We start from the raw sequence: 22,833 nt of genomic DNA on the forward strand, positions 1-22,833 counted from the left end.
TAGGTGGCCCGTGGTCTGCTGGTTTTTCGCCCTGTCAAATGTCGGTAGGCCGCCCGCAGTCTGTCGGTTTTTTGCACCGTCAAATGTCGGTTGGGCCTTATGCTGGTGTCGATCGTCGCAGGGAGGAGCTGCCATGCCCGAGTTGGTCTCACGCCGGGTGACCGGCCATGCCGAGGAGTTCCTCGACGCCTTCAGAGTCGTGATCGTCAACGGGCCGAGGCAGTCAGGCAAGACCACCCTGCTGCACCAACTCAACAAGGGAGGAGGGGGAACCTACCTCACTCTGGATGACGGTCCGTTGAGATCGGCCGCGCAGGCCGATCCGGCTGTCTTCATCGCGGACGGATCGCGTCCGATGATGATCGACGAGATTCAGCGGGGCGGAGACGACCTGATCCTGGCGATCAAGGCGGAGGTTGATCGGAATGCTGAGCGGGGGCAGTTCGTGCTGGCGGGTTCCACGAGGTTTCTGTCCACGCCGTCGTTGAGCGAATCGCTTGCCGGCCGCGCGGGGATCCTTGAGGTCTGGCCCTTTGCCCAGGAGGAGCTGGCCGGAACGGGCGAGTCCTTTCTTGTGACGGCCTTCAACGACCCTGGAGCGTTGCGCTCTTCGTCACTCAGCGACTACAGCCGGAGGGACTACTTCGAACTGATCTGCCGAGGTTTCTATCCGGAGGCGGTCGCGATGAGATCGGAGTTCACCCGAGACAGGTGGTACCGGACCTACGTTCAGTCGGTCATCGACACGGACATCAGGGAGATGGCGAGAGTCGATGAGCCGAGCAGCCTCCGGCAACTGCTCAACCTCGCCGCGGCGAGTACGGCGCAAGAGCCGAACGTGGTCAAGGTCGGCAATGATCTCCAACTCCATCGGAGTACGGTCACCCGTTACATCGGCTTGCTGGAGACCGTCTTCCTGATCCGTCAGGTTCCGGCGTGGTCGCGGAATCTTGTGGCCCGGTCCATTCGTCGTCCCAAGCTCCACATCACCGATACCGGCCTCGCCGCTCATCTGATCGGTGTCGACGCGGACGGCCTGGCTGCCAGGGTCTCGCCCGCGCGGGGCCCCCTTGTTGAGTCGTTCATCGTCAACGAGATCGCGAAGCAGGCCACCTGGGCGCCATTTCGCGTCGGACTCCATCACTGGAGGGTCACCCAGGGCGCTGAGGTGGACCTCGTACTCGAACGAAACAATGGACGGGTCGTCGGTGTGGAGGCCAAGGCCACCGACTCCGTGAACCAGGATGATTTCAAGGGCCTTGTCGCTCTACGCGAGAGTCTCGGCGACGATTTCGTGCACGGGTTCGTCTTCTACACAGGCGTGAGGTCGCTCTCCTTCGGAGACCGGCTGACGGCGTTGCCCCTCAGCGCCCTCTGGGACAGATAGCACTTTTCGGACTGCGATCACTCGCCGTGACCCGCGGGGGCGCTCAACGTCTCGCGCGGGTTTGGACGATCGTCACGGCAACGGCTAGAACGAAGTCGTATGGTGGCGGGCCCGGAACTCCGCCAAGAGCTCGTCGGTCACCTCTGCGCCACCCGCCACGGCCGCATGCACCTCGCGGAAGTAGCCCTCGTACCCGGCCGGCGTGTAAAGACACAGGGCCTGGACCGGCTCGGTGCCGGCGTTGCGGAAGCCGTGCGGGGTTCCGCGCGGCGCGGCCAGCAGGTGTCCGGGGCCGACCGTCACCTCCCCGTCGCCGTGGTGCAGTGTCAGGTCGCCCCGCAGGACGTAGAAATACTCGTCGTGCTCTTGATGTACGTGCGGGCGGGCCCCCATCGCGCCTCCCGCCAGGGTGAACTCCTCGAACGCGAACCGGCCGCCCGTGTGCTCACCCGTCAGCCGGAAGAAGTGCGCCACTCCGGCCACGTCGATCAGTTCGCCGTCCTCGGGGCGGCGCAGTATGGGACGCGGCGCCGACATCTGCTTATCGATCATTACAGCATTATCGGCTGACGGCATCAGAGCGGCCCGTAGGCGCCGATGAGTTTCGGCTGGGGGAGTGGTCTCACTCTCGAAGCGACGATGGGAAGGAGCGGCTTCGGTGGACTTGTACAGCGTTGTGTGCGTACGTGACCTGGCGACATCGCAGAAGTGGTTCGAGGTGTTCTTCGGGCGGCCAGCGGACGAGATCATCGGCGAGGAACTCCTCTGGCAGGTTGGTGAGAACGCGTGGGTCGTCATCGACGACCGGCACATGCGGGCCGCACGGGTGGGCGGCACCATGATCACGTTCGGCGTGACCGACCTCGACGACATCCTGGCCCGGCTGGCCGCGTACGGCGTCACGCACGATCCCGTGGAGACCTACGGCAACGGCGTGCGCCACGTGGACATCCTCGACCCCGACGGCAACAGCCTGTCGCTCGCGCAGGCACCCGCCCAGACCCTCAGTACGCCGCGAGCGTGAGCGCGTTGGCGGCCTCGTTCAGCGGCTTCATGATCGGCCGCATCGCCAGATCCTTCCACGGCAGGCGGTTGACCAGCCGCATCATCGTGGTCTGCATCCTGATCTGCATCGGGCTGCCCGCGACCATCTGCGCGGCGTTGCTCGCGCCGAGCGTCACGTTCACATCCACGTACTCGCGCATGGCTTCCCGATATCCGGCATAAGCCGCACGGTGCTCGCCCGCCGCCGCGCTCAGTTCGCCAGCCAGCACGTACGCGCCCACCAGCGCGAGGCTGGTGCCCTGTCCGGACAGCGGGGAGGGGCTGTAGGCGGCGTCGCCGACCAGGGCGACCCGGCCGGTGGACCAGTCGTCCATGCGGACCTGGCTGACCGGCGTGAAGTAGAAGTCCGGCGAGTGCGGCATGGCTCGGAGCAGCGTGTCGCTCTCCCATCCCACGCCGGCGAACGCCTCGGTCAGTACGCGCTGCTGGGCGGCCCTGTCGGAGCGGCCGGGCAGGACGGCGGGGCTCGGGAAGACGAACTGCGCCTTCGCGGTGTCGGGCCGGGTGGCGTAGACGTTCACCACCTTGCCGGGCGTCGGATAGAGCAGTTCCCAGTGGTCGAGTCCGAGGTGGTTGGGGACGGTGAAGACGGCCGCGTGCATCCCGAGGGGGTGTACGTAGCGCTCCTCCGGACCGAAGGCCAGGCGGCGCACGGTCGAGTGCAGCCCGTCGGCGCCGATGACGAGGTCGAAGCGGCGGGGCGCGGCATGGCGGAAGGTGACGTCGACGCCGTCGGGGCCTTCGCGGAGCGAGGTGATGGTGTCGCCGAAGAGGTATTCGCAGCTGTCACGTGTCGCGTCGTAGAGGAGCCGGGCGAGGTCGCCGCGCATCACCTCGTCGTCGCCCGGAGCGCGCATGCCGATGAGGTCGGGGCCCAGGTTGGCCAGTGGCTTGCCGCTCTTGGCAACCCATGAGCCGCCGCGGATGGCGGTACTTGCCCGTCGTACGGCCTCCAGCATGCCCATTCGCTCGACGACCTGCATGGCCACGCCGCGCAGGTCGACCTTGTAGCCGCCCTCGCGCACCTCGGGGGCCAGTTCGACCACGGTGGGGGTAAATCCGTAGCGGCGCAGCCAGTAGGCCAGAGCGGGGCCGGCCACGCTGGAGCCGGAGATCAGGACGGTGCGGTTGGCGAGTCGCCGTGAGTTCGTCATGCCAAAAACCGTAACAGCATTGCCAGATGATTGGCAATAACTTTCCTAGCTTCTTGTCAATTCACGGCTGATCGGCCCGCGCGGGCCTGTCATAAGTGTTGGCAAGGGTTTGCCAGACGTATGTCACGTGGCTAACATGAACTGCGGCAGAGGGCCGGTCGGCCCGGCGCTCCGACCTGGCAAGGAGACGACAGGCAGATGTTGACGCAGCCAGCCTTCGGCCGACGGCTCAAGCAGCTGAGGACCGAACGCGGCCTGACGCAGGCCGAGCTCGCGGGCGAGGGCATGTCCACCGGATACCTCTCCCGCCTGGAGTCCGGGGCCCGGCCCCCCACCGAGGAGGCCGTGACCCACCTGGCCCGCCAGCTAGGCGTCGCTCCGGAAGACCTGGCCGAACCGCCGGACTGGTCGCTGGCCCGCAGCCTGGCCACCACTGTCGGACTCGACATGGACGAGGCGGGCGAGCTGCTGGCCCGAGCTCTGCGTACGGCGGGTGGCGAGGACCCCCTGCTGCGTTGGCAAGCGCTCTGGCAAGTCGCCGAATGGCGACGCCTCAACAATGAGCCCACCGAGGAGCGCACCTGCCTGGACGAGCTGGTGGCGCTCGCCAACGAGCTCGACGTGCCTGAGTTGCGGGCCCGAGCCGGGGCGCGGCTGGCGCGCGCGCAACGCGGGGCGGGCCAGGTGCCGGCCGCGGTCGAGGCCGCGATCGGTGCCTACCGCCTGGCGGTCGACGAGGGCCTGCCGCCACACATCGTGGCCGACACCCTCCTGGCACTGGTGTCCTCGCTGGCCGAGGCGGGCCGGATGGCCGAGGCCCGGCAGCACGCCGACGAACTGCTCACCCTGGTCGCGGGCCTGCCCGCCGGCAGGCTCCTGGCGGAGGCGGCGTGGACCCTGGCCGGCGTCCGGCTCCGGCAGGGCGAGCCCCAGGTCGCGCTGAAGCTGGTCAACGACGCCTTGGAGCAGCTCCATGGCTGCCTCGACCCGGCCATGTGGGTACGGCTGCGCATCGTCGCCGCCCGCCTCCACCTCAACTTCACCCCGCCCGAGACCGAACCCGCGCGGCGCCGGATCGAGGAGGTCGAGGCGTGCCTGCCGTTCGCCGGCACGCCCACGGTCGAGCAGGAGCTACTCGCGCTACGCGCCCGCCTGGCCTTCCACACTGAGCACACCGACGAAGCCCGCGCCCTGCTCGACCGGCTCGCCGACGCGCACGACCACCTGGCCTACCAGGAGCAGATCCGCTTGGACGTGCTGCGCAACCAGCTCCTGCTGCTGGACGGCAAGCAGGACGAAGGCATGCGGGGCCTTCGAGCGCTGGCCGAGCAGGCGCAGGAGCGCGCCAACTTCGACCTGGCCGCGGAGATCTGGCGCCACGCCGCCGAGTCGCTGGCTCGTACCGGCGGCGAGAACCAGTAACGGGAACCCGCCACATGGGTCGTCACGTGCGCTGACTACGGTCGGCCCTCCACAGGCCAACTCTCACGATCGGCGACGAAGCTTCCCCGCTGAGGCAAGGTCATCACCCATCCCTCGTCCCGCTGCGGAGCCACGGCCTGGCGGGCCGTGTCGTGTGCGACGCCGTGATCTCGCAGCATCTCCGACTCGGATGGGATCCGACCCCGTGGCCCCAGCGCACCAGCCATCGTCCACGAAACGGGATGGTGGCCCAGCGAACGTGCAGAAGAAGTCTGGTCCCTCCTGCTATCGGGACGAGCGCGTTGAGCTTTCATGCGGGGGAGTCAGGGTGGACGACCTGGCGGGGGTGACGGGCCTGCTGTACGAGATCGGGCTGTTCAAGCGACTCCCCGGGCCAAGGTGGGACGGCGGGTGAAGCGTCGCCTGACAAGGATGTAGAGGACCAGCGCCGGGTAGAAGAGCAGCCGGGCCGGATCTTCGAGCACCTGCTCGAAACGGAGCCCCTGCAGCAGGCCCTCCATCGTGCTGAGCCAACCCCCCGCTATGCGGACGGCGAGGGTGACCAGCAGGGTCACAGCCAGATAGTCGATCAGGAGCGTCAGGCCCCTGTGCCACGACGGCCTGGACGGCGCGGCGATGGCCGGCTCCCCGGCAGGGCCGAGCGCGTGCGTCGCGAGGAGCACCAGCAGGGCAGCCATCAGGAGAGACAGCTCCCACGGCCCCCACGCGCCGGCCACGGTCTCGAATGAACTCCCCGTACTCGCTTCCCGATCGAGGACGCCACGTGTCCCAGGTGGGATAGGCCGCGGTGGCCAGAGCGGCTACCCAGATCAGCAAGGCTAATCGCGACAAAATTGGGCCCCCTTCGTTTGCGCGAAACCCTACCGATGATCTTCAGAACGCCACCCCGCCCGCAAGAGCGCGACACGTGAACTGCTGGCCCATCTGGGTGCGCGAACAACGGGTACGGCTACCCGCCTGCTCAGGGCTCCAGCAGGCGGCGCGGGCCCGGGCCCTGCTGGGCGAGCGTGTCGCCCGGATTGACCAGTACGCACTGCTCGAACGACAGGCACCCGCACCCGATGCACTCCGTGAACCGGTCCCGCATCCGTTCCATCCGCTCGATCCGGGCGTTGATCTCCTCGCTCCAGCACTCCGACGCCCTGACCCAGAACTCCCGCGTCGGCGGGACGCCCTCCGGCAGGAACGCCAGCACGCCCCCGATCACCGACAGCGGTATGCCGACACTCTGGGACGCGCGGATGAACGCCACCCGCCGCAGCGTGGTGCGGTGATAGCGACGCTGGTTGCCGGTGGTCCGGCGGCTGTCGATGAGCCCCTGCCGCTCGTAGAAGCGCAGCGCGGACGCGGGTACGCCGCTGCGCTCGGACAGCTCACCGATGGTCAGTTCCTTGGCGATCGCTTCGGACATGCCTCAAGCCTAGCTTGACTTAAACATTGGTTTAAGTACGAGCCTGTCATCGAACGCCACGACAGGGGAGCCCTCATGACCGATACGACAGCGGCCTGGATCAACCGTCACGCCCACCCGCTCGACCCGCTCTCTGATCTACGGCCATTGCGGGACATCGTGCGCGATGCCACGGTCGTCGCCCTCGGCGCCTCGACCCGTCAGGCCCATGAGCTGTCGGTCTCCGCGCATCGGATGGTGCGGTTCCTGGTCGAGAAGCTGGGGTTCCGCTCGCTGGCGCTGGAGGGTGACGACCCGGCCCGCGTCGGGCTCGACGATTACGTCCGTACGGGGAAAGGCGACCCGCGCGCGTCGCTGGCCGGCGCGCGGGCCTTCTGGCGGACCGGCGAGATCCTCGACCTGGTCCACTGGATGCGGGCCTACAACGAGGACCATCCGGATGATCCGGTACGGTTCGCCGGGGTGCGGCCTCAGGCCGAGCCGGCCGTCGGCATGAAGGCCATCGAGCGGCGGATGGCCGAGGACACGATCTGGTGGCATGAGCGCACCGGAGACAAGATCGTCTATTGGGGGGGCCTCGCGCACACCAGCATGAGCACCGGCAACGCGGGCGGGCAGCTGCGCGAGCACTTCGGAACCGCCTACCTGTCGATCGGGCTGACCTTCGGACACGGCACGCTGCCGTTCGAGGTGCCCGCCCCGCCAACCGACTTCGCCGAGACGGCCCTGAGCGCCGCCGATCTCGACGACTTCCTGCTGGACCTGCGCGTCGAGGGCCCGGCCGCCGTACGGGCCTGGCTCGACGCGCCGGCCAGGACGCGGCTCATCGGGCCCCGCTACGACCCGGCGGACGACGCCGCCTACCACCTGTCCGGAGGCTCGTTCGGCGGCTGGTTCGACGCGGTCGTCCACCATGAGCGGGTGACGCCCGTCCGCGAGCTGTAGACGGCTGGTCCGCGAGCCGCGAGCCGCGAGCCGTGAGCCGCGGGCGGCCTGGCGGCAGGCGGCAGGCGGCAGGCGGCTGAAGCGTGTCCGACGGGGGTCTAGTGGCGGCGCACCATGGTGAGCCCGTCGGCGATCGGCAGGACGACCACGGTGACCCGGGGATCCTCCCGCACCAGGTCGTTGAACTCACGCATCTCCAAGGTCCGCTCATCCGTGACGGCCGGGTCGGCCACCCGGCCGCTCCACAGCGTGTTGTCCACCATGAGCAGGCCGCCCGGACGCAGCCGGTCTATCAGCAGCTCGTAGTACGCCGGGTAATTGGGCTTGTCGGCATCGAGGAAGGCCAGGTCGACGGGCTCCTGGAAGGCGGCGAGCGTCTCCCGCGCCGGGCCCAGGGTCAGGGTGACGCGGTCGGTCACGCCGGCCTTCTCCCAGTAGCGGCGGGCGATGGACGTCCACTCGTCGCTGACGTCGAAGCAGTGCAGCTTGCCGCCGGACAGGCCCCTGGCGATGCACAGCGACGAGTAGCCGGTGAACGTGCCCACCTCGACCGCCACCTCCGGTCGGATGAGCTGGGTGATCATCGTGAGGAACGTGCCCTGGTCGGGCGTGATCTGCATGCCCGCGCTGTCGCCTGTCGCCGTGATCGTCTCAGCGGCGAGCTCCTCCAGCAGGGGGTCGGGCGGGGTGGAACGGTCGAGGATGTATTGGGCCACGGCGGGGTCGAGAAATTCAGCTTTCATGATTCCCATTCTTAATGGGCATGGGAGCAGCTCCGGCCAGTCGCCGGGCGCAATGTGGAAAGTCATAATCCCCGATATTCAAAGACATAAAACGTCCGATATGTCAAACGGGTACTCTTACGGGGTGGGTGAAACGGCGACCTCGGCGAGGGGCCTAGGGGCGACCGGGAAGGCTGCTCCGCGCGGGCGTATCGCCAAACGAGAAGCGATCATGACCGCTGCAATGAGGGTGTTCGTGCGCGACGGTTACTCGGGTGCGAGCATCGAAACCATCGCCGCTGAAGCGGCGGTATCCAAACAGACCATCTACAACCATCTGGGCGACAAGCAGCGCTTGTTCGAGTCCCTGATCGACGAGAACTTCGATCGGGTCAATGCCCAGCAATTCGCCATGATCGAGACTTTTCCCGATCGACCGGCGAACCTCATGGCGGAGCTGACGGCGTTCGCCGGTGCTCTCATGCGTGAATGTCTCATGGACGAGCGGGCGCGCGCCTTGCGCACACTCGTCCAGGCAGAGGGATCTCGGCGTCCCGACATCGCCAGGCAGTGGCGGCAGCGTGGTCAGGGCCAGCTCGCGGGGTCCCTGGCCGCCAGGTTCGCCAGGCTGGCGCTGGCCGGGAAGCTCTCCCTGGCCGACCCCGATCAGGCGGCGCGCGACTTCCTGGCGTTGATCACGTACGACGCCCAGGTCGGCTGGACCATCGGTGACGCGTCGATGCGAGACGACGAACTCGACGCCTCCATCGCCGCCGGGGTCCGGACGTTCATGCGCGCGTACGGGAACGGCAGCGCCAACGGCAACGGACACCACAACGGCAACGGCAACGGCAACGGACACCACAACGGCTCGGCTGGAGGCTGACAGACGCCCGCCCTTGCTCTTCGGGTAAGGTCTCGGCGATCAATGAGCTAAGGGCGGGCAAAATGAACAAAAGGTTGGCGGCCGTCGTGGCCGCGGGCGTGGCGCTCGTCGTGCTGCTGACTGTCGTGGCGTTCTCCGAGCCCGGCACGTCGGCGGCACAGGGAGTGCGGCTCACGCGGCAACCCGACGGTTCCATGGTGCTCGCGGACAGGGGCGGCGACGCCCCTGTGCTCGACCTCTACGAGGACTTCGACTGTCCCGTCTGCAAGGAGCTGCACACCAGGGTCAACGCGACGATCGAGCGGCTGGCCAAGGAGGGCAAGGTCAAGGTCGTCTTCCATCCGGTGACGGTCTTCGAGGACGAGCCCATGCGCTCCAACTCCGTCCGCGCCGCCGCCGCTGCCCGCTGCGTGCCCGAGGAGAACTGGCTGGCTTTCAGGGAGGAGCTGTACGCCATGCAGCCCTCGCCGCACGGACTGGCCTCGGGCTTCGACGTACAAGAGCTGGCCAAGGCGGCCAGGAAGGCCGGCGCGGACGTCGACCAGTGCGTGATCTCGCAGTCGTACGCCGACGCGCACCTGCAGGAGAGCGCGAAGGCGGGGATCGACGGGACCCCGACCCTGCTCCTCGACGGTCAGGTGCTGGGCAACGAGGCGTTCGACCCGGTCACCCTGGAGCGGGCCATCACCGGCGGAACAGGCATAACCGTCTGACACGTCCCAAGGATTGAGATCGATGTGCCGACCAGTGGATAGGTGTGGCAGACTCACAAGCACCATGTTCTACGGTCTGCTCATTATCAGCAGGCGCGCTGGCTGACAAAGGGACACCGCCAGCGCGCAGACCTCTCACGTCCGTGAGGGGTCTTTTTGTTTTCCAGGGAGACGACACCATGGCCGACGACCGCTTTCACGTCTATGACACGACGCTGCGTGATGGCGCCCAGCAGGAGGGCCTGACCCTCACCGTCGCCGACAAACTCGCCGTCGCGCGGCAGCTGGACGGCCTGGGTGTCGGCTTCATCGAAGGGGGCTGGCCCGGCGCCAACCCCAAGGACACAGAGTTCTTCAGGCGCGCTCAAACAGAGCTCGACCTGAAGCACGCGCAGCTCGCCGCGTTCGGTGCGACCCGCCGAGCAGGTGTGAAGGCAGCCGACGACCCGTTGGTGGCCGCTTTGCGCGAATCCGGCGCGCCGGTCGTGACCCTTGTCGCCAAGAGCCACGACCGGCACGTGGAGCTGGCCCTCCGCACGACTCTCCAGGAGAACCTCGCGATGATCCGCGACACGGTCTCCCACCTTCGTGCGGGGGGACAGCGAGTCTTCCTCGACGCCGAGCACTTCTTCGACGGCTACAAGTCCAACCCAGCCTACGCGCTCGAGGTCCTGCGCACGGCGGCCGAGGCGGGAGCCGACGTCATCGCCCTGTGCGACACCAACGGCGGCATGCTCCCCGACGAGCTGGCCGACATCGTCCACGCCGCCGTCCAGACCAGCGCCCGTGTCGGCATCCACTGCCACGACGACACCGGCTGCGCGGTCGCCAACACCCTCGCCGCCGTCAAGGCCGGCGCCACGCACGTGCAGGGCTGCGCCAATGGTTACGGCGAGCGGTCCGGCAACGCCAACCTGTTCACCGTGGTCGCAAACCTTCAGCTCAAGCGGGGTTTCGACCTGGTGCCGCAGGAGTCGCTCGCCGACATGACGCGCATCGCCCACGCGATCACCGAGGTCACCAACGTCACGCCCAACTCCCACGCGCCCTACGTCGGCATGTCGGCGTTCGCGCACAAGGCCGGGCTGCACGCCAGCGCCATCAAGGTCGACCCGAACCTCTACCAGCACATCGACCCCGCCCAGGTCGGCAACGACATGCGCATGCTGGTCTCCGACATGGCCGGCCGCGCCTCGGTCGAGCTCAAGGGCCGCGAGCTGGGCTACGAACTCACCCCCGAGGCCACCAAGACGCTGGTCGAGCGGGTGAAGGACATGGAGTCCAAGGGCTTCACGTTCGAGGCCGCCGACGCCTCCTTCGAGCTGCTGCTGCGCGACACCGTCCACGGACAGCGCAAGCGCCACTTCGAGGTCGAGTCGTGGCGGGTGATCGTCGAGCGCACCAAGGGCGGCGAGCTGGTCAGCGAGGCCACGGTCAAGCTGCACGCCAAGGGCGAGCGCATCGTCGCCACCGGCGAGGGCAACGGCCCGGTCAACGCGCTCGACCGGGCGGTGCGCCTGGGACTGGAGAAGCTCTACCCCGAGCTGGCCAGGCTGGAGCTCATCGACTTCAAGGTGCGCATACTCGAGGGCACCCACGGCTCCGACGCCATAACCCGCGTGCTCATCACCTCCAGCGACGACACGGCCGAGTGGTCCACGGTCGGCGTCGCCGAGAACATCATCGACGCCTCCTGGCAGGCGCTGGAGCAGGCGGTCACGTACGGCCTGCTCCGCGCGGGCCGCGAAGCCGGCTCGTAAGCGTCTACTCCTGGACCTTGCCTCCCGTGAGCCGGGACAAGACCAGGGCGACGATGATGATGACGCCGTTGAGGGCCTGGATCCACTGGGCGGGCACGCCGGCCAGGGTGAGGACGTTCTGGATCATGTAGAGGAGGAGGATGCCGGTGAACGCCCCGAACATCGTGCCTTTGCCGCCGTTGAGGCCGACGCCGCCGATCACGGCCGCGGCGAACACGGTGAAGATGGCGCCATCGCCCTGAGCGGCGGCCACAGAGGCGAGATGGCCCGACATCAGCAGGCCGCCGAGCGCGGCAAGCAGGCTGGCGCCCACCAAGGCGGTCCACAGCACCCGGTCGGTACGGATGCCGGCCGCCTTGGCCGCGTCCACGTTGCCGCCGATGGCGTACAGGGCACGGCCGTACTTGGTGAAGCCGAGCAGCACGATGCCGGCGGCGAACAGCAGCAGGCACAGCCAGATCGAGGCGGGCACGCCCAGCCACATGGCCGAACCGAGGTAGAGCATCGACGACGGCAGGTTGAAGAAGGTCTGGCCGCCGGAGATGCCCGTGAGCAGGCCGCGCAGCACGATCAGCATGCCGAGGGTGACGATGAAGCCGTGGAGCCCGAACCGTACGATCAACAGGGCATTGACCATACCGATCAGCACCCCGACGGCCAGGGTGATCGGAATCGACCAGGCGCCAGGCACCAGGCCGAGCCCGGCGCCCGAGCCGGCGGCGACGGTCAGCCAGGCGGCCACGCCCGGCGCAAGGCCGAACGTCGACTCCAGCGACAGGTCCATCTTGCCGGCGACCAGCACGATGGTCTGGGCCAGCACCAGGAGAGAGATCTCCGACATGGTCTGCAGGATGTTGATCAGGTTGTCGCCCTGCAGGAAGATCGGGTTGACGATCTGACCGACGACGGCGATCACGATGATCGCCGGGATCAGCGCGAAGTCGCGCAGCCGGCCGAGCCGCACCTGTGGCCGTGCCCGCTCCTGGGCGGCGCTCCCGGTGACGGGCGTGAGGGTTTTCTCAGGCATCGAGCCGGACTCCTTCCATGGCCGCCACCACGTCGTGGTCGTGCCACCCGGCGGCCATCTCCGCGACGACGCGACCCTGGAACATCACCAGCAGCCGGTCGCAGAGCCGCAGGTCGTCGAGTTCGTCGGAGGCGATCAGCACGCCGGTCCCCTCGGCGGCCGTCTCCTCGACCTTGCCCAGCAGGAACTCCTTGGACTTCACGTCCACCCCGGCGGTGGGGGTGATCAGTACGAGCAACCGGGGATCGGAGGCCAGCGCCCTGGCCATGACGACCTTCTGCTGGTTGCCGCCGGACAGGCCCATCACGGGCAGGCCGGGACCGGGCGTCTTGATCGCCAGGTTGGCGATCAGGGTGCCGGCCAGCCGGTCGCGCCGCCTGCCGCTGATCAGGCCGGCCTCGCCGAGCCGTTCGGGGACCGTCATGGTGGCGTTGTTGGCGATCGACATCATCGGGACGAATCCCTGATGGTGCCGGTCGCGGGGGACGAAGCCGACGCCCGCGGCGAGCGCGTCAGGCACGCTGCCGGGACGGGGGACACGCCCGGCGACCTCGATCGTGCCCGCATCGGCCGCGCGCAACCCGGCGATGGTCTCGGCCAGCTCGGTCCGGCCGCTGCCGGCCGCGCCCGCCAGGCCGACGATCTCGCCGGCCTGGAGCTGGAAGCCGACCTCTCTGTACGCGTCACCGTACGACAGGCCGCGCACGCCGAGCACCACACCGGCGTCGGCGGGCACGGCCGTCCGGGAGGATGTGCCGGCCAGGCCGGCTGCCTCTCCCGCCAGCGCCGCCACCAGCTCGGCGTGCGGCAGGCCGGCCACCGTGGTGGTCAGGATGTGCCGGGCGTCGCGGAAGACCGTGACCGTGTCGCAGATCTCGTAGATCTCCTGCAGGTGGTGGCTGATGAACAGGAAGGTCACCCCCTGCTCCTGCAGGGTGCGGATACGGGCGAACAGGCGGGCGATGGCGGCGGCGTCGAGCTGGGCGGTCGGCTCGTCGAGGATGATGAACCGGGCACCGAAGGACAGCGCACGGGCGATCTCCACGAACTGCCGCTGTTCGACGTCCAGTTCGCCGGCGGGCAGCCGTACGTCCACGTCCACCGACCACGTCTCCAGCAGGGCGGCGGCCTTGCGGCGCAGGTCCGGCCAGTTGACGAAGGCGGAGTGGCGGTTGAGGTAGAGGTTCTCGGCCACGGTGAGCTGGGGGATGATCGTGGACTTCTGGTAGACGCAGGCCACCCGCTGCCGCCAGGCGTCACGGTCGGCGAGGCGCGGGGCGGGTTGGCCGTCGAAGCGCACCTCGCCCTCGTCGGGTGCCTGGAGCCCGGTGAGTATCGAGACCAGGGTGGACTTGCCCGCCCCGTTGCGGCCGACCAGAGCGTGGGTCTGGCCGGGCATGATCCGGATTCCGGCGCGGTCCAGCGCGACGGTCTCGCCGTATCTCTTGGTGACGTCCACCGCCTCGGCCAGAGGCGTGGGCGCCTGGTCAGCCGCCAAGATTGTTGCCCCAGAGCGAGGAGTCGCCCGGCTTGACGCTCGTGACGCCCCCGTAGGTGCCGCCGTCGGCTGTGACCAGCGGCGCGGAGAGCTGGTCCTCCAGCAGGCCGGGGCGCACCTGGATGATGGTGCTGTCGTGATCGGTCGCGCCGGGCTTGAACGTCTTGCCGTCGATGGCGGCCTTGGTGTACTGCAGCGCGTACTTGGCGTACTGGTCGGCCGGCTGGGAGACGGTGGCGTCGATGTTGCCGGCGGCGATCTCCTTCAGCTCCTGGGGGATGCCGTCATTGGAGACGACGAAGACGTGCTTGGGGTTGTCCGGGGGGACCAGCAGGCCACGCTGCTGGAGCACTTGGAGGGTGCCGGACAGGGCGAAGCTCGATTGCATGTAGACCCCCTTGATGTCCGGATTGGCGGTGAGCCGCGTCTGGAGCTTCTGCGAGGCGATCGCGCCGTCCCAGTTGGCGGCCTCGCCGAACACCGTGATGCCGGGGTAACTCGCCTTCATGCAGTCGTTGAACGCCTCGGTGCGGTCACGGCCGTTGATGGAGGCCAGGTCGCCCTGGAGCATCACGACCTTGCCCTTGCCGCCCAGCTTCTCGCCGAGGAACTTGCACGCCTTCTCGCCGTACGCCCGGTTGTCGGCACGCACCACCATGAAGGCCTGACCCTGCTCGGGACGGGTGTCGACCATGACGACGGGGATCTTCTTGGCGTTGAGCTGCTGGAGGGTGGGGGCCACGGCAGCGGTGTCCTGCGGCGCCAGCACGATGCCCTTGACGCCCTGGCTGATGAGACTCTGCACGTTGGCGGTGAGCTTGGAGATGTCGTTCTGCGAGTTGGAGGTCTTCAGCTCCAGGCCGTTGTCGGCGCCGAACTTGGGGACGTACTTGATGAAGGAGTTCCAGAAGTCGGTGTCGGAGCGGGGGTAGTCCACCCCGACGACCGGCTTGCCGCCTCCTGAGGCGGTCGTGCCGCTGCCTGCGCCACCCCCGCAGGCCGCGGCCAGTCCGGCCGACAGGGCGATGGCCGCCCCCAGGGCGAGTCCTCGTTTCATGGCTGTTCCTTTCCTGCGCTGTTTCCGGGTCGCTGTTCTGGGTCACAGCCGGAGGTCGGCGATCCACTGGGGACCGTGCGGGTAGGCGTACTCGGCACGGGATTCCGGACGCATCTCGGCGCCCCCGCCCGGCCGTTCAGGGGCGACATATCGGCCTTCCCGGATCACGACCGGGTCGGTGAAGTGTTCGTGCAGATGGTCGATGTACTCGATGACGCGGTCCTCGGCGGTGCCGCTGACGGCCACGTAGTCGAACATCGACAGGTGCTGGACCATCTCGCACAGCCCTACGCCGCCCGCGTGCGGGCACACCGGGATCCCGAACTTGGCGGCCAGCAGCAGGATGGCGATGTTCTCGTTGACCCCGGCGACCCTGGCCGCGTCGAGCTGCAGGATGTCGATCGCGTCCGCCTGCAGGAACTGCTTGAACATCACCCGGTTGTGCGTGTGTTCGCCGGTGGCGACCTTGATGGGCGCCACCCGCTTGCGGATGGCGGCGTGGCCGAGCACGTCGTCGGGCGAGGTGGGCTCCTCGATCCAGTACAGGTCGTACCGGGCCAGCGGGGCCAGCCACTCGATCGCCTGGCCGACGTTCCACGCCTGGTTGGCGTCCACGGCGATGCGCACATCGGGTCCGACCGCCTCTCGGGCCAGCCGTACGCGCCGGACGTCCTCGGCTTGGTCGGCGCCGACCTTCAGCTTGATCTGGCGAAACCCGTCAGCGACCGCTTCCTTGGCCAGCCGGACCAGCTTGTCGTCGGTGTAGCCGAGCCAGCCGGGGGTGGTGGTGTAGGCGGGGTAGCCCTCGGCGAGCAGCCTGGCGTGGCGCTCGGCGCGGCCCGGCTCGGCGCGGCGCAGGATTGCCAGCGCCTCCTCCCGGGTGAGGGCGTCCTCCAGGTAGCGGAAGTCGACGACGTCGACGATCTCCTCCGGCGACAGCTCCGACAGCAGCCGCCACAACGGCTTGCCCGCCCGGCGCGCACGAAGGTCCCACAGCGCGTTGAGCACGGCTCCCGCCGCCATGTGGGTGACGCCCTTCTCCGGGCCGAGCCAGCGCAGCTGGCTGTCGCCGGTGAGCAGGCGGGACATCCCGCCGAGGTCGCCCAGCACCTCGGCCACCGGCCGTCCGGTGACCAGCGGTGCCAGCGACTCCACCGCGGCGACGGCGATCTCGTTGCCGCGCCCGACGGTGAAGGCGAGCCCATGCCCTTCCTGTCCGCCGCCGGTCCGCACGATCACGTAGGCGGCCGAGTAATCGGGCTCGGGGTTCATGGCGTCGGACCCATCGAGGTGCCGTGAGGTCGGGAACCGGATGTCGTGGGCCTCGACCGCAGTGATCAGCTCGGGCACGATGAGGTACCTCCATGGGATGTTTCCCGGCAAGTCAAAATTTTGACATGGGATGTCTTTGTAATCCCGGCCCTTGCTTCCTGTCTAGAGGGAGTCGAAAGGGACTTATTGAGTCTTAGACAACCTATGTCTGCTCATCGCCAGATCTGATTCTGGCTTAGACATGGGATGTCTGTTATGTTTCCAGTGTGGCCCGCGTGCCGATCGAGCCGCTCCACCCCGGGAGGCCGTACCCATGTCCCTGACCGACGAGGCGATCTCCCGCATCCGGGCGCTCATCCAGTCGGGCGAGCTGTCTCCGGGGACGCGGCTGCCACCGGAGCACCAGCTCGCCGCCCAGCTCGGCGTCTCCCGTAACCCGTTGCGCGAGGCGGTCAAGGCGCTGGTCGTGGCCCGGGTGCTCGACATACGGCGGGGCGACGGCACCTTCGTGACCAGCCTGGAGCCACGGCTGCTGCTGGAAGGGCTGGGGCTGGCTGTCGAGCTGCTGCGCGACGACACCCTGCTGGAGATCGTCCAGGTACGGCGGATGCTGGAGCCCGCGGCGACCGGTCTGGCCGCGTCCCTGATCTCCACCGAGCAACTCGAGGAGATCGGCGAGCATCTGAACGCCATGCGGGCCGCCAGTGACGACGTGGAGAAGCTGAATCACCACGACGCCGCCTTCCACCGCGCGGTGGTGCGGGCGACCGGCAACGAGACGCTGTCCACCCTGCTCGACGGCATCTCCGGCCGTACGCTGCGGATGCGGGTGTGGCGCGGCACCGTCGAGGCGGGCAGCTCGCACAAGACCGTCGCCGAGCACGAGGCGATCTACAACGCCCTGGCCGCCGGCGACGCGACTCTCGCCCAGGCCGCGGCGCTGATGCACATCAGCACGACCGAGAGCTGGCTCCGCTCGGTGCTGGGAGACGTCGAGGGCTCCCGTGATCAGGAGGAGTACGCAGAGCCCTCGATCGAATCGGTTCCGGGGCGCTAGCGCTCCAGCCGGACCGGCTAGAGCAGCTTGGCGGGGAAGGTCAGGCCCTGGACCTTGACCTTCCCGCCCGAGCAGGACACCTTCGGCGAATCGGTGTCGGGCACGATGACCGTCAGCAGCGACTTGGCGGCGGGGGAGACGACCACGTTCGTCGGCACCTTCGACAGGTACGTCGGCGACACCCACCCCAGCTTCCCGCCCCGCTGCACCTGCTGCCCGCCCACCGGCTTGCACCCCGCCAGCTGGACCATCGTGACCCGGTACTTCCCGTCGCCCAGCACGACCCGGCCGCCGCCGTTGGAGATCACCTTGAGCGACGGGGCGAACCGCCACAGGTTCTTGACCTTCTTGCCGCCGGACGCGGTGTCGAGCACCGCCATCACGTCCTGGCCGTGGTTCACCAGCACCGATCGGGTACGGGAGGTGCCATAGGCCTTGTCGGTCAGCCGGAAGGACTGCCGGTCCTTGCCGTACGAGGACTTGATGAGCTTGCTGGCCGTGCGCGGACGGAAGCGCCCGCCCACCACGGACGGCACGTTGTGGGCCTCGGGGGAGAGCGTCCAGTAGCGGTAGGAGCTCTTCTCGTAGGAGTTGAAGCCGCCGTCGACCAGGATGTCGCGGCCCTGGGCGTAGTAGGTCACGCTCAGGTGGTCCTCGTGGCCGTGGAACTTCAGGCCGGGGCCGAACCTGATCGAGTAGAAGGCGGATTCGGGCTTGCCCCAGTCGGTCCGGCCGTACACGTAACCGGCCTTGTAGACCTTGACCTTCTCCTTGGGCGTGCCGGTCTCGATCTTGGGCTCGACCTCGGCGCTGCCGTCGCCGATCGGCACCATGAAGCCGTTGGGCTGGGTGGAGTGGGCCACGAACGTCTTGAGCGCGTCGGCCCGCCTGGTGATCTCGCCGGGCACCTTGCGGCCGCAGTCCTTCATGTTGGTCATCGCGACCATGAGCCTGCTGTGCACGTAGACGGCGTAGCGCGGCGCCTGCTCCATGAGCGCGCCCTGGGAGTCGACGTCGAGCTTGACCGTGCCGGTCAGCCGCTTGACGGCCAGGCTCAGCCAGTCCTTGCGGCCGTAGCGGCAGGCGATGCCCATGAGCGCGATGTCCTGGTCGATCCCGTGGTTGTGGCCCTTCTTGTAGAGCCGCGAGTCGGTCAGGAGCCTGCCGTGCTCGGCCAGCGTCTGCTTGAGCCAGGCGTCCTTGACGTGCATGCTCAGGCAGACCAGCGCCTGGGAGCGGAGCGAGACGGGGTGGTCCTTCCAGGCGTACGACGGGGTGCCGCGGGCGCCCCGCCTGTTGCTCGCGGCCCAGTCCTTGGTGATCTCCACGGCCCGGTCGAGGTAACGCTCCTCGCCGCTGTTCTCGTACGCCACGACGAGCGTGCCCATCCAGCGCAGCGACTGGAAGACGAACTCCCACGAACGGTTGTGGTACGGGCTCATGCTCCAGTTGATCTTCTTGCCGATCTTCACCGGAGGCTGCTCGACCAGGGGCAGCTCACCCCGCATGACCTCGTCCGCCGTGGGCGTACCGGGCAGCCAGTCGCCCTGGCACTGCGAGGTGCGCTTCACCGACGTGTCGGCGTGCGCGGTGCTCACCAGCCCGGTGGAAACGAGCATGAGAGCGAGGGGGATCGCAAGGCGGCGCACGCCGGTTCCTTCCGGGCAAAAAGATGGGGGCGGAACATGCTGACCGAATCACGATCAACTGGTCAAGTTGGGTGCCGGATCGTTAGCGGCTCGATGCGGCTCGGTTTCCGGGCCGGACATTTCACGACATGCTGAGGGCATGAGATACGACGACATCGTGATCCCGGACACCCCCGTCTGCCGGGGCGCCTTGGAGGTGGCGACCAGGTATCACTCGCCCTCGTTGCTCAACCACTCCGTCCGCGCCTACCTGTGGGCGGCGGCGTACGCGGGGCTGCACGAGATCGCCTTCGACCCCGAGCTCCTGTACGTGTCGTCGATGCTGCACGACATCGGGCTGACCGCGGAGTTCGACAGCCACACGGTGCCGTTCGAGGAGGCGGGCGGGCATGTGGCCTGGGCGTTCGCGGCGGGGGCCGGGTGGCCGGTCGAGCGCCGGGTGCGGGCGGCCGAGGTGATCATCCGCCACATGTGGGACGAGGTGCCGCTGGCGGAGGATCCCGAGGGACACCTGCTGGAGCTGTCGACCGGCATGGACATCTCGGGCCGGCGTACCGATGAGATTCCCGTGGAGCTGCGGCAGGAGGTGCTCGCCCGCCATCCGCGGCTGGAGATCGCCAAGGAGTTCGCGGCCTGCGTGACCGAGCAGGGCACCCGGAAGCCGTCCAGCCTCGCGGGCCGGTTCGTCCGGGCGGGCATCACCGACCGCATCGCCCGCAACCCGCTGGACAACGACTAGCGCCGACCAGTGCTTCAGCTGGAGCGACGTCTCAGTGGACGACGCGGTGCGCGGCCGGGGCGGGTTCCAGGGTCACTCGGGCCACCGCCGGTACGCGATCCTGATCCAGCGCGCTGCGCATGTGCGGGATCGCCACGCCCGACAGGTGATCCCTGAGTTCGCTCATCGGCGCCTGCTCGTCCGCCACGACGCGCAGCCGCACCAGCAGCCGGGGGCCGGAGCCCCCGAGGTCGGCCCCGGCGCTCAGCACGGCGGGGCTGGTCTCGACGTCCGCCGCGACCGCGGTCGTCATGCCCTTCGCGGTGAGGTCGGTGACGCCGCCGGGGCCGGTCTCCAGCCGCAGCGAGTCGCGGCTGTCGCGGCGCCCCTGGACGAACAGCCAGCGCAGGCCGAGCAGCGCCACGATCACGGCCACCAGCGCGATGGCCCACCAGATCCACGGGCTCCAGGCCGCGAAGAACGACCACACGGAGAAGTTCACGATCGGCGTCAGCGCGCGGGCCCGCCCGAACGCCCCCAGGCCGCGGGCCAGCGCGTAGACGCCGAACAGGAGCAGCACGATCCCGGTCAGGGCCAGACCCCAGCGGTTGCCGCGGCTCGTTCTCCGGTTCACTTGCGCTCCCTCACGTTGACCTTCACGTGGTAAGCCTCGATGGGGCTCAGCGCCACGAGCCTGGACAGCACCGCGGTGTGTACGGCCTCACCGAACCGCTCCCGATCCCACCCGGAGGTGGTCGCGGTGACGGCGGCCGTGTGGCCGCGGACCGAGGCGCGGGCCGCGTGCACGCCCGGAACCCCTTCCGCGGCATGCGCCAGTGCCCTGGCGAAGCTTCTGCGCCGCATGCCGATGATCAGGTCCGCGTCCCCGGTACGCACCGGCACCAACCGCGGCCTGCCGGGCACCAGCGCGGCCACTATCAGCGCCAGCCCGACCAGCGCGACGATCGCGGCGCCGAGCAGGAACAGCCCGTTGTTCCACGGAGTGGACGCCGCCCAGACCAACATCCGGTCCACGGCGACCCACCGCAGCGGCCGCCCGGCGAGCGCCGAGATCGTCTGCGCGGCCACCACCACACCCAGGATCGTGAGCAGCGCGGCCACCACCACGGCGGGTACGGTCCGGCGCGGCCTGAAGGCCCGCATCGCCGCTCGATCCGCCGCCCGCCCGGCGCCGCTCGGGGGCCGGTCCGTCACCCGGATGGTCGCCCCGCCCAGCGGCGCCTCCATCGCCTGGTCGCCCAGGGTCGTCGTCACCGGTTCATCCGCCCCGTGGGCTCCGGTACTCATGGCGAAACCTCCGGCGGTGTCCGCGGCGGCGGCTTCGGTGGTGCCTGTCGTGAGGTCTCCCACGAGGTCTCCTGCGGTGCCTCTGGCAAGGACTCCCGCGAGAAGGCCTCCCGCGAGGACCCCCGCGGTGCCTCCGGCAAGGACTCCCGTGAGAAGGCCTCCCGAGAGAACCCCCACGTCGGCGCGGGCGGGGCCGTGAGTTCGGCCATCGTGATGTCCACGTGGGACACCTCGAGTCCCGTCAGCGCGGCGATCCTGCTCGCCACGTGGCTTCTGATCGCGGCCGCCACCACGCGCAGCGGCATCGGGTAGGCCACGGACACGGTCAGCCCGATCTCCACGGTGTCACCCCGCACCGTGGCGCTCGCCGGGCGCGTCCCGCGTAGTCCGCCGCCGCGTTCGATCACCTCGCGCACCCCGGCCACCTCACCGGCGGCACAGCGGGCGATCTTGGCCGCCACGCGGTCCGTGACCTCCGTACGGCCACGCCCCTCCGGCGGTACCGCCGGCGTAGGACGCTGCCCCGGCACCAGCACGGGGGACGCCTGGGACGCGGGCGTGTCCGTGGTCATTTCCGCCTCACGGAGAGGTTCGACAGGTTCACCTCGCCGCCCTCCATGATGCGGCCCACCAGGAGACCGATCGCGCCCAGGACGAGCACGAGGAGGAAGGCGCCGAGCCCGCCGATGGCGCCGACGATGCCCAGCACCATGCCCACGGCCATGCCGATCACGGGCAACCATGAGATGTTCATCTTGAGGTCTCCTTCAGCGAGTCTTCGGACGTCTTGTCTGCGGGCACCGTGTCCTCGGGCGCCACGTCGTCGATCCGGATGTTCACCGGGCGGTCGCCGGCCAGGTCGGCCACCGCCCGCCGTACCTCTTCCGCCGTCTCAGGCAGCGGGCGGCCGAGGCGCGCCACGATGTCAATGGTCACCTCGCGGTCGTTGATGGAGACTCCTGTGAGGCGCTCGCCGGGCAGGTAGGTCGCCACCGTCCCGAAGAGGCCGCCCGACAGCCCGGCCACCCCGGCGCAGGCGCGAACCCGCTCGGCGACCAACTGGGCCTCGCTCGCCGGAGCATCGGTGGGCCGGTCCTCTGACGGCGGGGTCTCGGCCGTCCGGGCGTCACTTGCCGTGGCCTCAGTCGTCCGGGCACCACTCGCCGGGGCGTCGCTCGCCTGAGCGCCGCTCGTCTGGGCGTCGGTCATTGGACTCTGGGCCCCTGCTCCGCCTTGCCGCGGGACCGCTCTCCCTCGGCGGTGCCCATACCGCTCTCCTCCCCGGCGGGTGTGTCCCGCATGGGCAGGTGTACGTCGTCGACCCTGATGTTCACCTCGGTGACCTCGAGCCCGCACATGCGCTCGATCGCGTTGATGACGTTCCTGCGCACGGCTCCGGCCAGTTCCGGGATCGCGATGCCGTACTCGGCGACCAGGTCGAGGTCCACGGCCGCCTGCCGCTGGCCCACCTCCACCGAGACGCCCTGGGAGAGGCTCTTGTCGCCGCCGACGATGCCGCGCATGGTGCTGAGCGCTCTGGCGGTGCCGCCGCCCATGTCGTACACGCCGGACACCTCGCGCGCCGCGAGGCCGGCGATCTTCGCGACGACCACGTCCTCGATGGTCGTGGTGCCCTTGTCGGTTACCAGCGAGCCGGCCGGGCCGCCTTCCATCGTCCTGGCCCGCGGTACCGTGCCCTGCTGATTGACTACCGTGTCAGCCACGATCCGTCACCTCCTGACACTCGATGTGTCACAAAGC

The 22,833-nt window shown here is 68.8% G+C and carries 25 protein-coding genes; 9 read left to right on the forward strand and 16 right to left on the reverse strand.

What is annotated here, in order from left to right; all coding sequences use genetic code 11:
• Window positions 1-133 precede the first annotated feature (133 nt).
• Complete coding sequence (locus tag ACQP2T_RS11175; protein ID WP_433516080.1) at window positions 134-1,387, forward strand: ATP-binding protein; 1,254 nt, start codon at window positions 134-136, stop codon at window positions 1,385-1,387.
• Between the two features lie 84 nt (window positions 1,388-1,471).
• Here ACQP2T_RS11175 and ACQP2T_RS11180 read toward each other — a convergent pair whose 3' ends face one another.
• A complete protein-coding gene (locus ACQP2T_RS11180) occupies window positions 1,472-1,939 on the reverse strand; it encodes a cupin domain-containing protein (RefSeq protein WP_433516081.1) in 468 nt (155 codons plus the stop codon).
• Window positions 1,940-2,045: 106 nt separating this feature from the next.
• Here ACQP2T_RS11180 and ACQP2T_RS11185 point away from each other — a divergent pair, with 106 nt between their 5' ends.
• Complete coding sequence (locus ACQP2T_RS11185; protein WP_433516082.1) at window positions 2,046-2,411, forward strand: VOC family protein; 366 nt, start codon at window positions 2,046-2,048, stop codon at window positions 2,409-2,411.
• Here ACQP2T_RS11185 and ACQP2T_RS11190 read toward each other — a convergent pair.
• Complete coding sequence (locus ACQP2T_RS11190; RefSeq protein ID WP_433516083.1) at window positions 2,392-3,606, reverse strand: FAD-dependent monooxygenase; 1,215 nt, start codon at window positions 3,604-3,606, stop codon at window positions 2,392-2,394. The genes ACQP2T_RS11185 and ACQP2T_RS11190 overlap by 20 nt on opposite strands.
• Window positions 3,607-3,804: 198 nt before the next feature.
• Between ACQP2T_RS11190 and ACQP2T_RS11195 the strand changes: the two genes are divergently transcribed.
• Window positions 3,805-5,028 carry a helix-turn-helix domain-containing protein gene (locus ACQP2T_RS11195; protein WP_433516084.1) on the forward strand — a complete coding sequence of 408 codons (1,224 nt, stop codon included), beginning with the start codon at window positions 3,805-3,807 and terminating at the stop codon, window positions 5,026-5,028.
• Between the two features lie 377 nt (window positions 5,029-5,405).
• Here ACQP2T_RS11195 and ACQP2T_RS11200 read toward each other — a convergent pair whose 3' ends face one another.
• The gene (locus ACQP2T_RS11200) at window positions 5,406-5,726 is read right to left on the reverse strand and encodes a hypothetical protein (RefSeq protein ID WP_433516085.1); all 321 of its coding nucleotides are present in this window, start codon (window positions 5,724-5,726) and stop codon (window positions 5,406-5,408) included.
• Between the two features lie 284 nt (window positions 5,727-6,010).
• A complete protein-coding gene (soxR, locus tag ACQP2T_RS11205; protein WP_433516086.1) occupies window positions 6,011-6,460 on the reverse strand; it encodes a redox-sensitive transcriptional activator SoxR in 450 nt (149 codons plus the stop codon).
• 75 nt (window positions 6,461-6,535) lie between these two features.
• Here soxR and ACQP2T_RS11210 point away from each other — a divergent pair, with 75 nt between their 5' ends.
• On the forward strand, window positions 6,536-7,405 hold the full coding sequence (locus ACQP2T_RS11210; RefSeq protein WP_433516087.1) for an erythromycin esterase family protein: 870 nt from the start codon (window positions 6,536-6,538) through the stop codon (window positions 7,403-7,405).
• Window positions 7,406-7,503: 98 nt separating this feature from the next.
• Here ACQP2T_RS11210 and ACQP2T_RS11215 read toward each other — a convergent pair whose 3' ends face one another.
• A complete protein-coding gene (locus tag ACQP2T_RS11215) occupies window positions 7,504-8,148 on the reverse strand; it encodes an O-methyltransferase (protein WP_433516088.1) in 645 nt (214 codons plus the stop codon).
• A gap of 211 nt (window positions 8,149-8,359) precedes the next feature.
• Here ACQP2T_RS11215 and ACQP2T_RS11220 point away from each other — a divergent pair, with 211 nt between their 5' ends.
• From ACQP2T_RS11220 to cimA, 3 genes are all read left to right on the forward strand, one after another.
• Complete coding sequence (locus ACQP2T_RS11220) at window positions 8,360-9,013, forward strand: TetR/AcrR family transcriptional regulator (RefSeq protein WP_433516089.1); 654 nt, start codon at window positions 8,360-8,362, stop codon at window positions 9,011-9,013.
• 62 nt (window positions 9,014-9,075) lie between these two features.
• The gene (locus tag ACQP2T_RS11225) at window positions 9,076-9,726 is read left to right on the forward strand and encodes a DsbA family protein (protein WP_433516090.1); all 651 of its coding nucleotides are present in this window, start codon (window positions 9,076-9,078) and stop codon (window positions 9,724-9,726) included.
• 179 nt (window positions 9,727-9,905) lie between these two features.
• A complete protein-coding gene (cimA, locus tag ACQP2T_RS11230) occupies window positions 9,906-11,486 on the forward strand; it encodes a citramalate synthase (RefSeq protein WP_433516091.1) in 1,581 nt (526 codons plus the stop codon).
• Between the two features lie 4 nt (window positions 11,487-11,490).
• Here cimA and ACQP2T_RS11235 read toward each other — a convergent pair whose 3' ends face one another.
• From ACQP2T_RS11235 to ACQP2T_RS11250, 4 genes are read right to left on the reverse strand one after another with little or no spacing between them, the layout of a single operon-like run.
• Window positions 11,491-12,513, reverse strand: coding sequence for an ABC transporter permease (locus ACQP2T_RS11235; RefSeq protein WP_433516092.1), 1,023 nt, complete (start codon window positions 12,511-12,513; stop codon window positions 11,491-11,493).
• Complete coding sequence (locus tag ACQP2T_RS11240) at window positions 12,506-14,011, reverse strand: sugar ABC transporter ATP-binding protein (RefSeq protein ID WP_433516093.1); 1,506 nt, start codon at window positions 14,009-14,011, stop codon at window positions 12,506-12,508. The genes ACQP2T_RS11235 and ACQP2T_RS11240 overlap by 8 nt, the downstream gene beginning before the upstream one ends.
• Window positions 14,001-15,068, reverse strand: coding sequence for a sugar ABC transporter substrate-binding protein (locus ACQP2T_RS11245; RefSeq protein ID WP_433516094.1), 1,068 nt, complete (start codon window positions 15,066-15,068; stop codon window positions 14,001-14,003). Before ACQP2T_RS11245 ends, ACQP2T_RS11240 begins: the two co-directional genes overlap by 11 nt.
• Before the next feature lie 42 nt (window positions 15,069-15,110).
• Window positions 15,111-16,418 carry an enolase C-terminal domain-like protein gene (locus ACQP2T_RS11250; protein WP_433516095.1) on the reverse strand — a complete coding sequence of 436 codons (1,308 nt, stop codon included), beginning with the start codon at window positions 16,416-16,418 and terminating at the stop codon, window positions 15,111-15,113.
• Between the two features lie 235 nt (window positions 16,419-16,653).
• Between ACQP2T_RS11250 and ACQP2T_RS11255 the strand changes: the two genes are divergently transcribed.
• Complete coding sequence (locus ACQP2T_RS11255; protein WP_433516096.1) at window positions 16,654-17,397, forward strand: FadR/GntR family transcriptional regulator; 744 nt, start codon at window positions 16,654-16,656, stop codon at window positions 17,395-17,397.
• A 17-nt stretch (window positions 17,398-17,414) separates the two neighbouring features.
• On the opposite strand, the gene ACQP2T_RS11260 is transcribed toward ACQP2T_RS11255, so the two are convergent.
• A complete protein-coding gene (locus tag ACQP2T_RS11260; protein WP_433516097.1) occupies window positions 17,415-19,046 on the reverse strand; it encodes a heparinase II/III family protein in 1,632 nt (543 codons plus the stop codon).
• Window positions 19,047-19,185: 139 nt separating this feature from the next.
• Here ACQP2T_RS11260 and ACQP2T_RS11265 point away from each other — a divergent pair, with 139 nt between their 5' ends.
• Entirely contained in the window at window positions 19,186-19,785 is a 600-nt protein-coding gene (locus ACQP2T_RS11265; protein ID WP_433516098.1) for an HD domain-containing protein, read from the forward strand.
• 31 nt (window positions 19,786-19,816) lie between these two features.
• On the opposite strand, the gene ACQP2T_RS11270 is transcribed toward ACQP2T_RS11265, so the two are convergent.
• Genes ACQP2T_RS11270 through ACQP2T_RS11295 form a run of 6 tightly spaced genes read right to left on the reverse strand, consistent with a single transcriptional unit; the run spans window position 19,817 to window position 22,745 of the window.
• Window positions 19,817-20,398 carry an alkaline shock response membrane anchor protein AmaP gene (locus tag ACQP2T_RS11270; protein ID WP_433516099.1) on the reverse strand — a complete coding sequence of 194 codons (582 nt, stop codon included), beginning with the start codon at window positions 20,396-20,398 and terminating at the stop codon, window positions 19,817-19,819.
• Window positions 20,395-21,072, reverse strand: a complete 678-nt coding sequence (locus ACQP2T_RS11275; protein ID WP_433516100.1) for a DUF6286 domain-containing protein — start codon at window positions 21,070-21,072, stop codon at window positions 20,395-20,397. The genes ACQP2T_RS11270 and ACQP2T_RS11275 overlap by 4 nt, the downstream gene beginning before the upstream one ends.
• Window positions 21,069-21,644: an Asp23/Gls24 family envelope stress response protein gene (locus ACQP2T_RS11280; RefSeq protein WP_433516101.1), complete on the reverse strand. Its 576-nt coding sequence runs from the start codon at window positions 21,642-21,644 to the stop codon at window positions 21,069-21,071. Before ACQP2T_RS11280 ends, ACQP2T_RS11275 begins: the two co-directional genes overlap by 4 nt.
• Complete coding sequence (locus ACQP2T_RS11285) at window positions 21,641-21,826, reverse strand: hypothetical protein (protein ID WP_363996973.1); 186 nt, start codon at window positions 21,824-21,826, stop codon at window positions 21,641-21,643. The genes ACQP2T_RS11280 and ACQP2T_RS11285 overlap by 4 nt, the downstream gene beginning before the upstream one ends.
• Complete coding sequence (locus ACQP2T_RS11290) at window positions 21,823-22,281, reverse strand: Asp23/Gls24 family envelope stress response protein (protein WP_433516102.1); 459 nt, start codon at window positions 22,279-22,281, stop codon at window positions 21,823-21,825. Before ACQP2T_RS11290 ends, ACQP2T_RS11285 begins: the two co-directional genes overlap by 4 nt.
• Window positions 22,278-22,745, reverse strand: coding sequence for an Asp23/Gls24 family envelope stress response protein (locus ACQP2T_RS11295; RefSeq protein WP_433519754.1), 468 nt, complete (start codon window positions 22,743-22,745; stop codon window positions 22,278-22,280). Before ACQP2T_RS11295 ends, ACQP2T_RS11290 begins: the two co-directional genes overlap by 4 nt.
• Between the last annotated feature and the right edge of the window lie 88 nt (window positions 22,746-22,833).

The sequence above is a fragment of the Nonomuraea sp. CA-143628 genome, from assembly GCF_050942315.1.
Lineage (GTDB): Bacteria > Actinomycetota > Actinomycetes > Streptosporangiales > Streptosporangiaceae > Nonomuraea.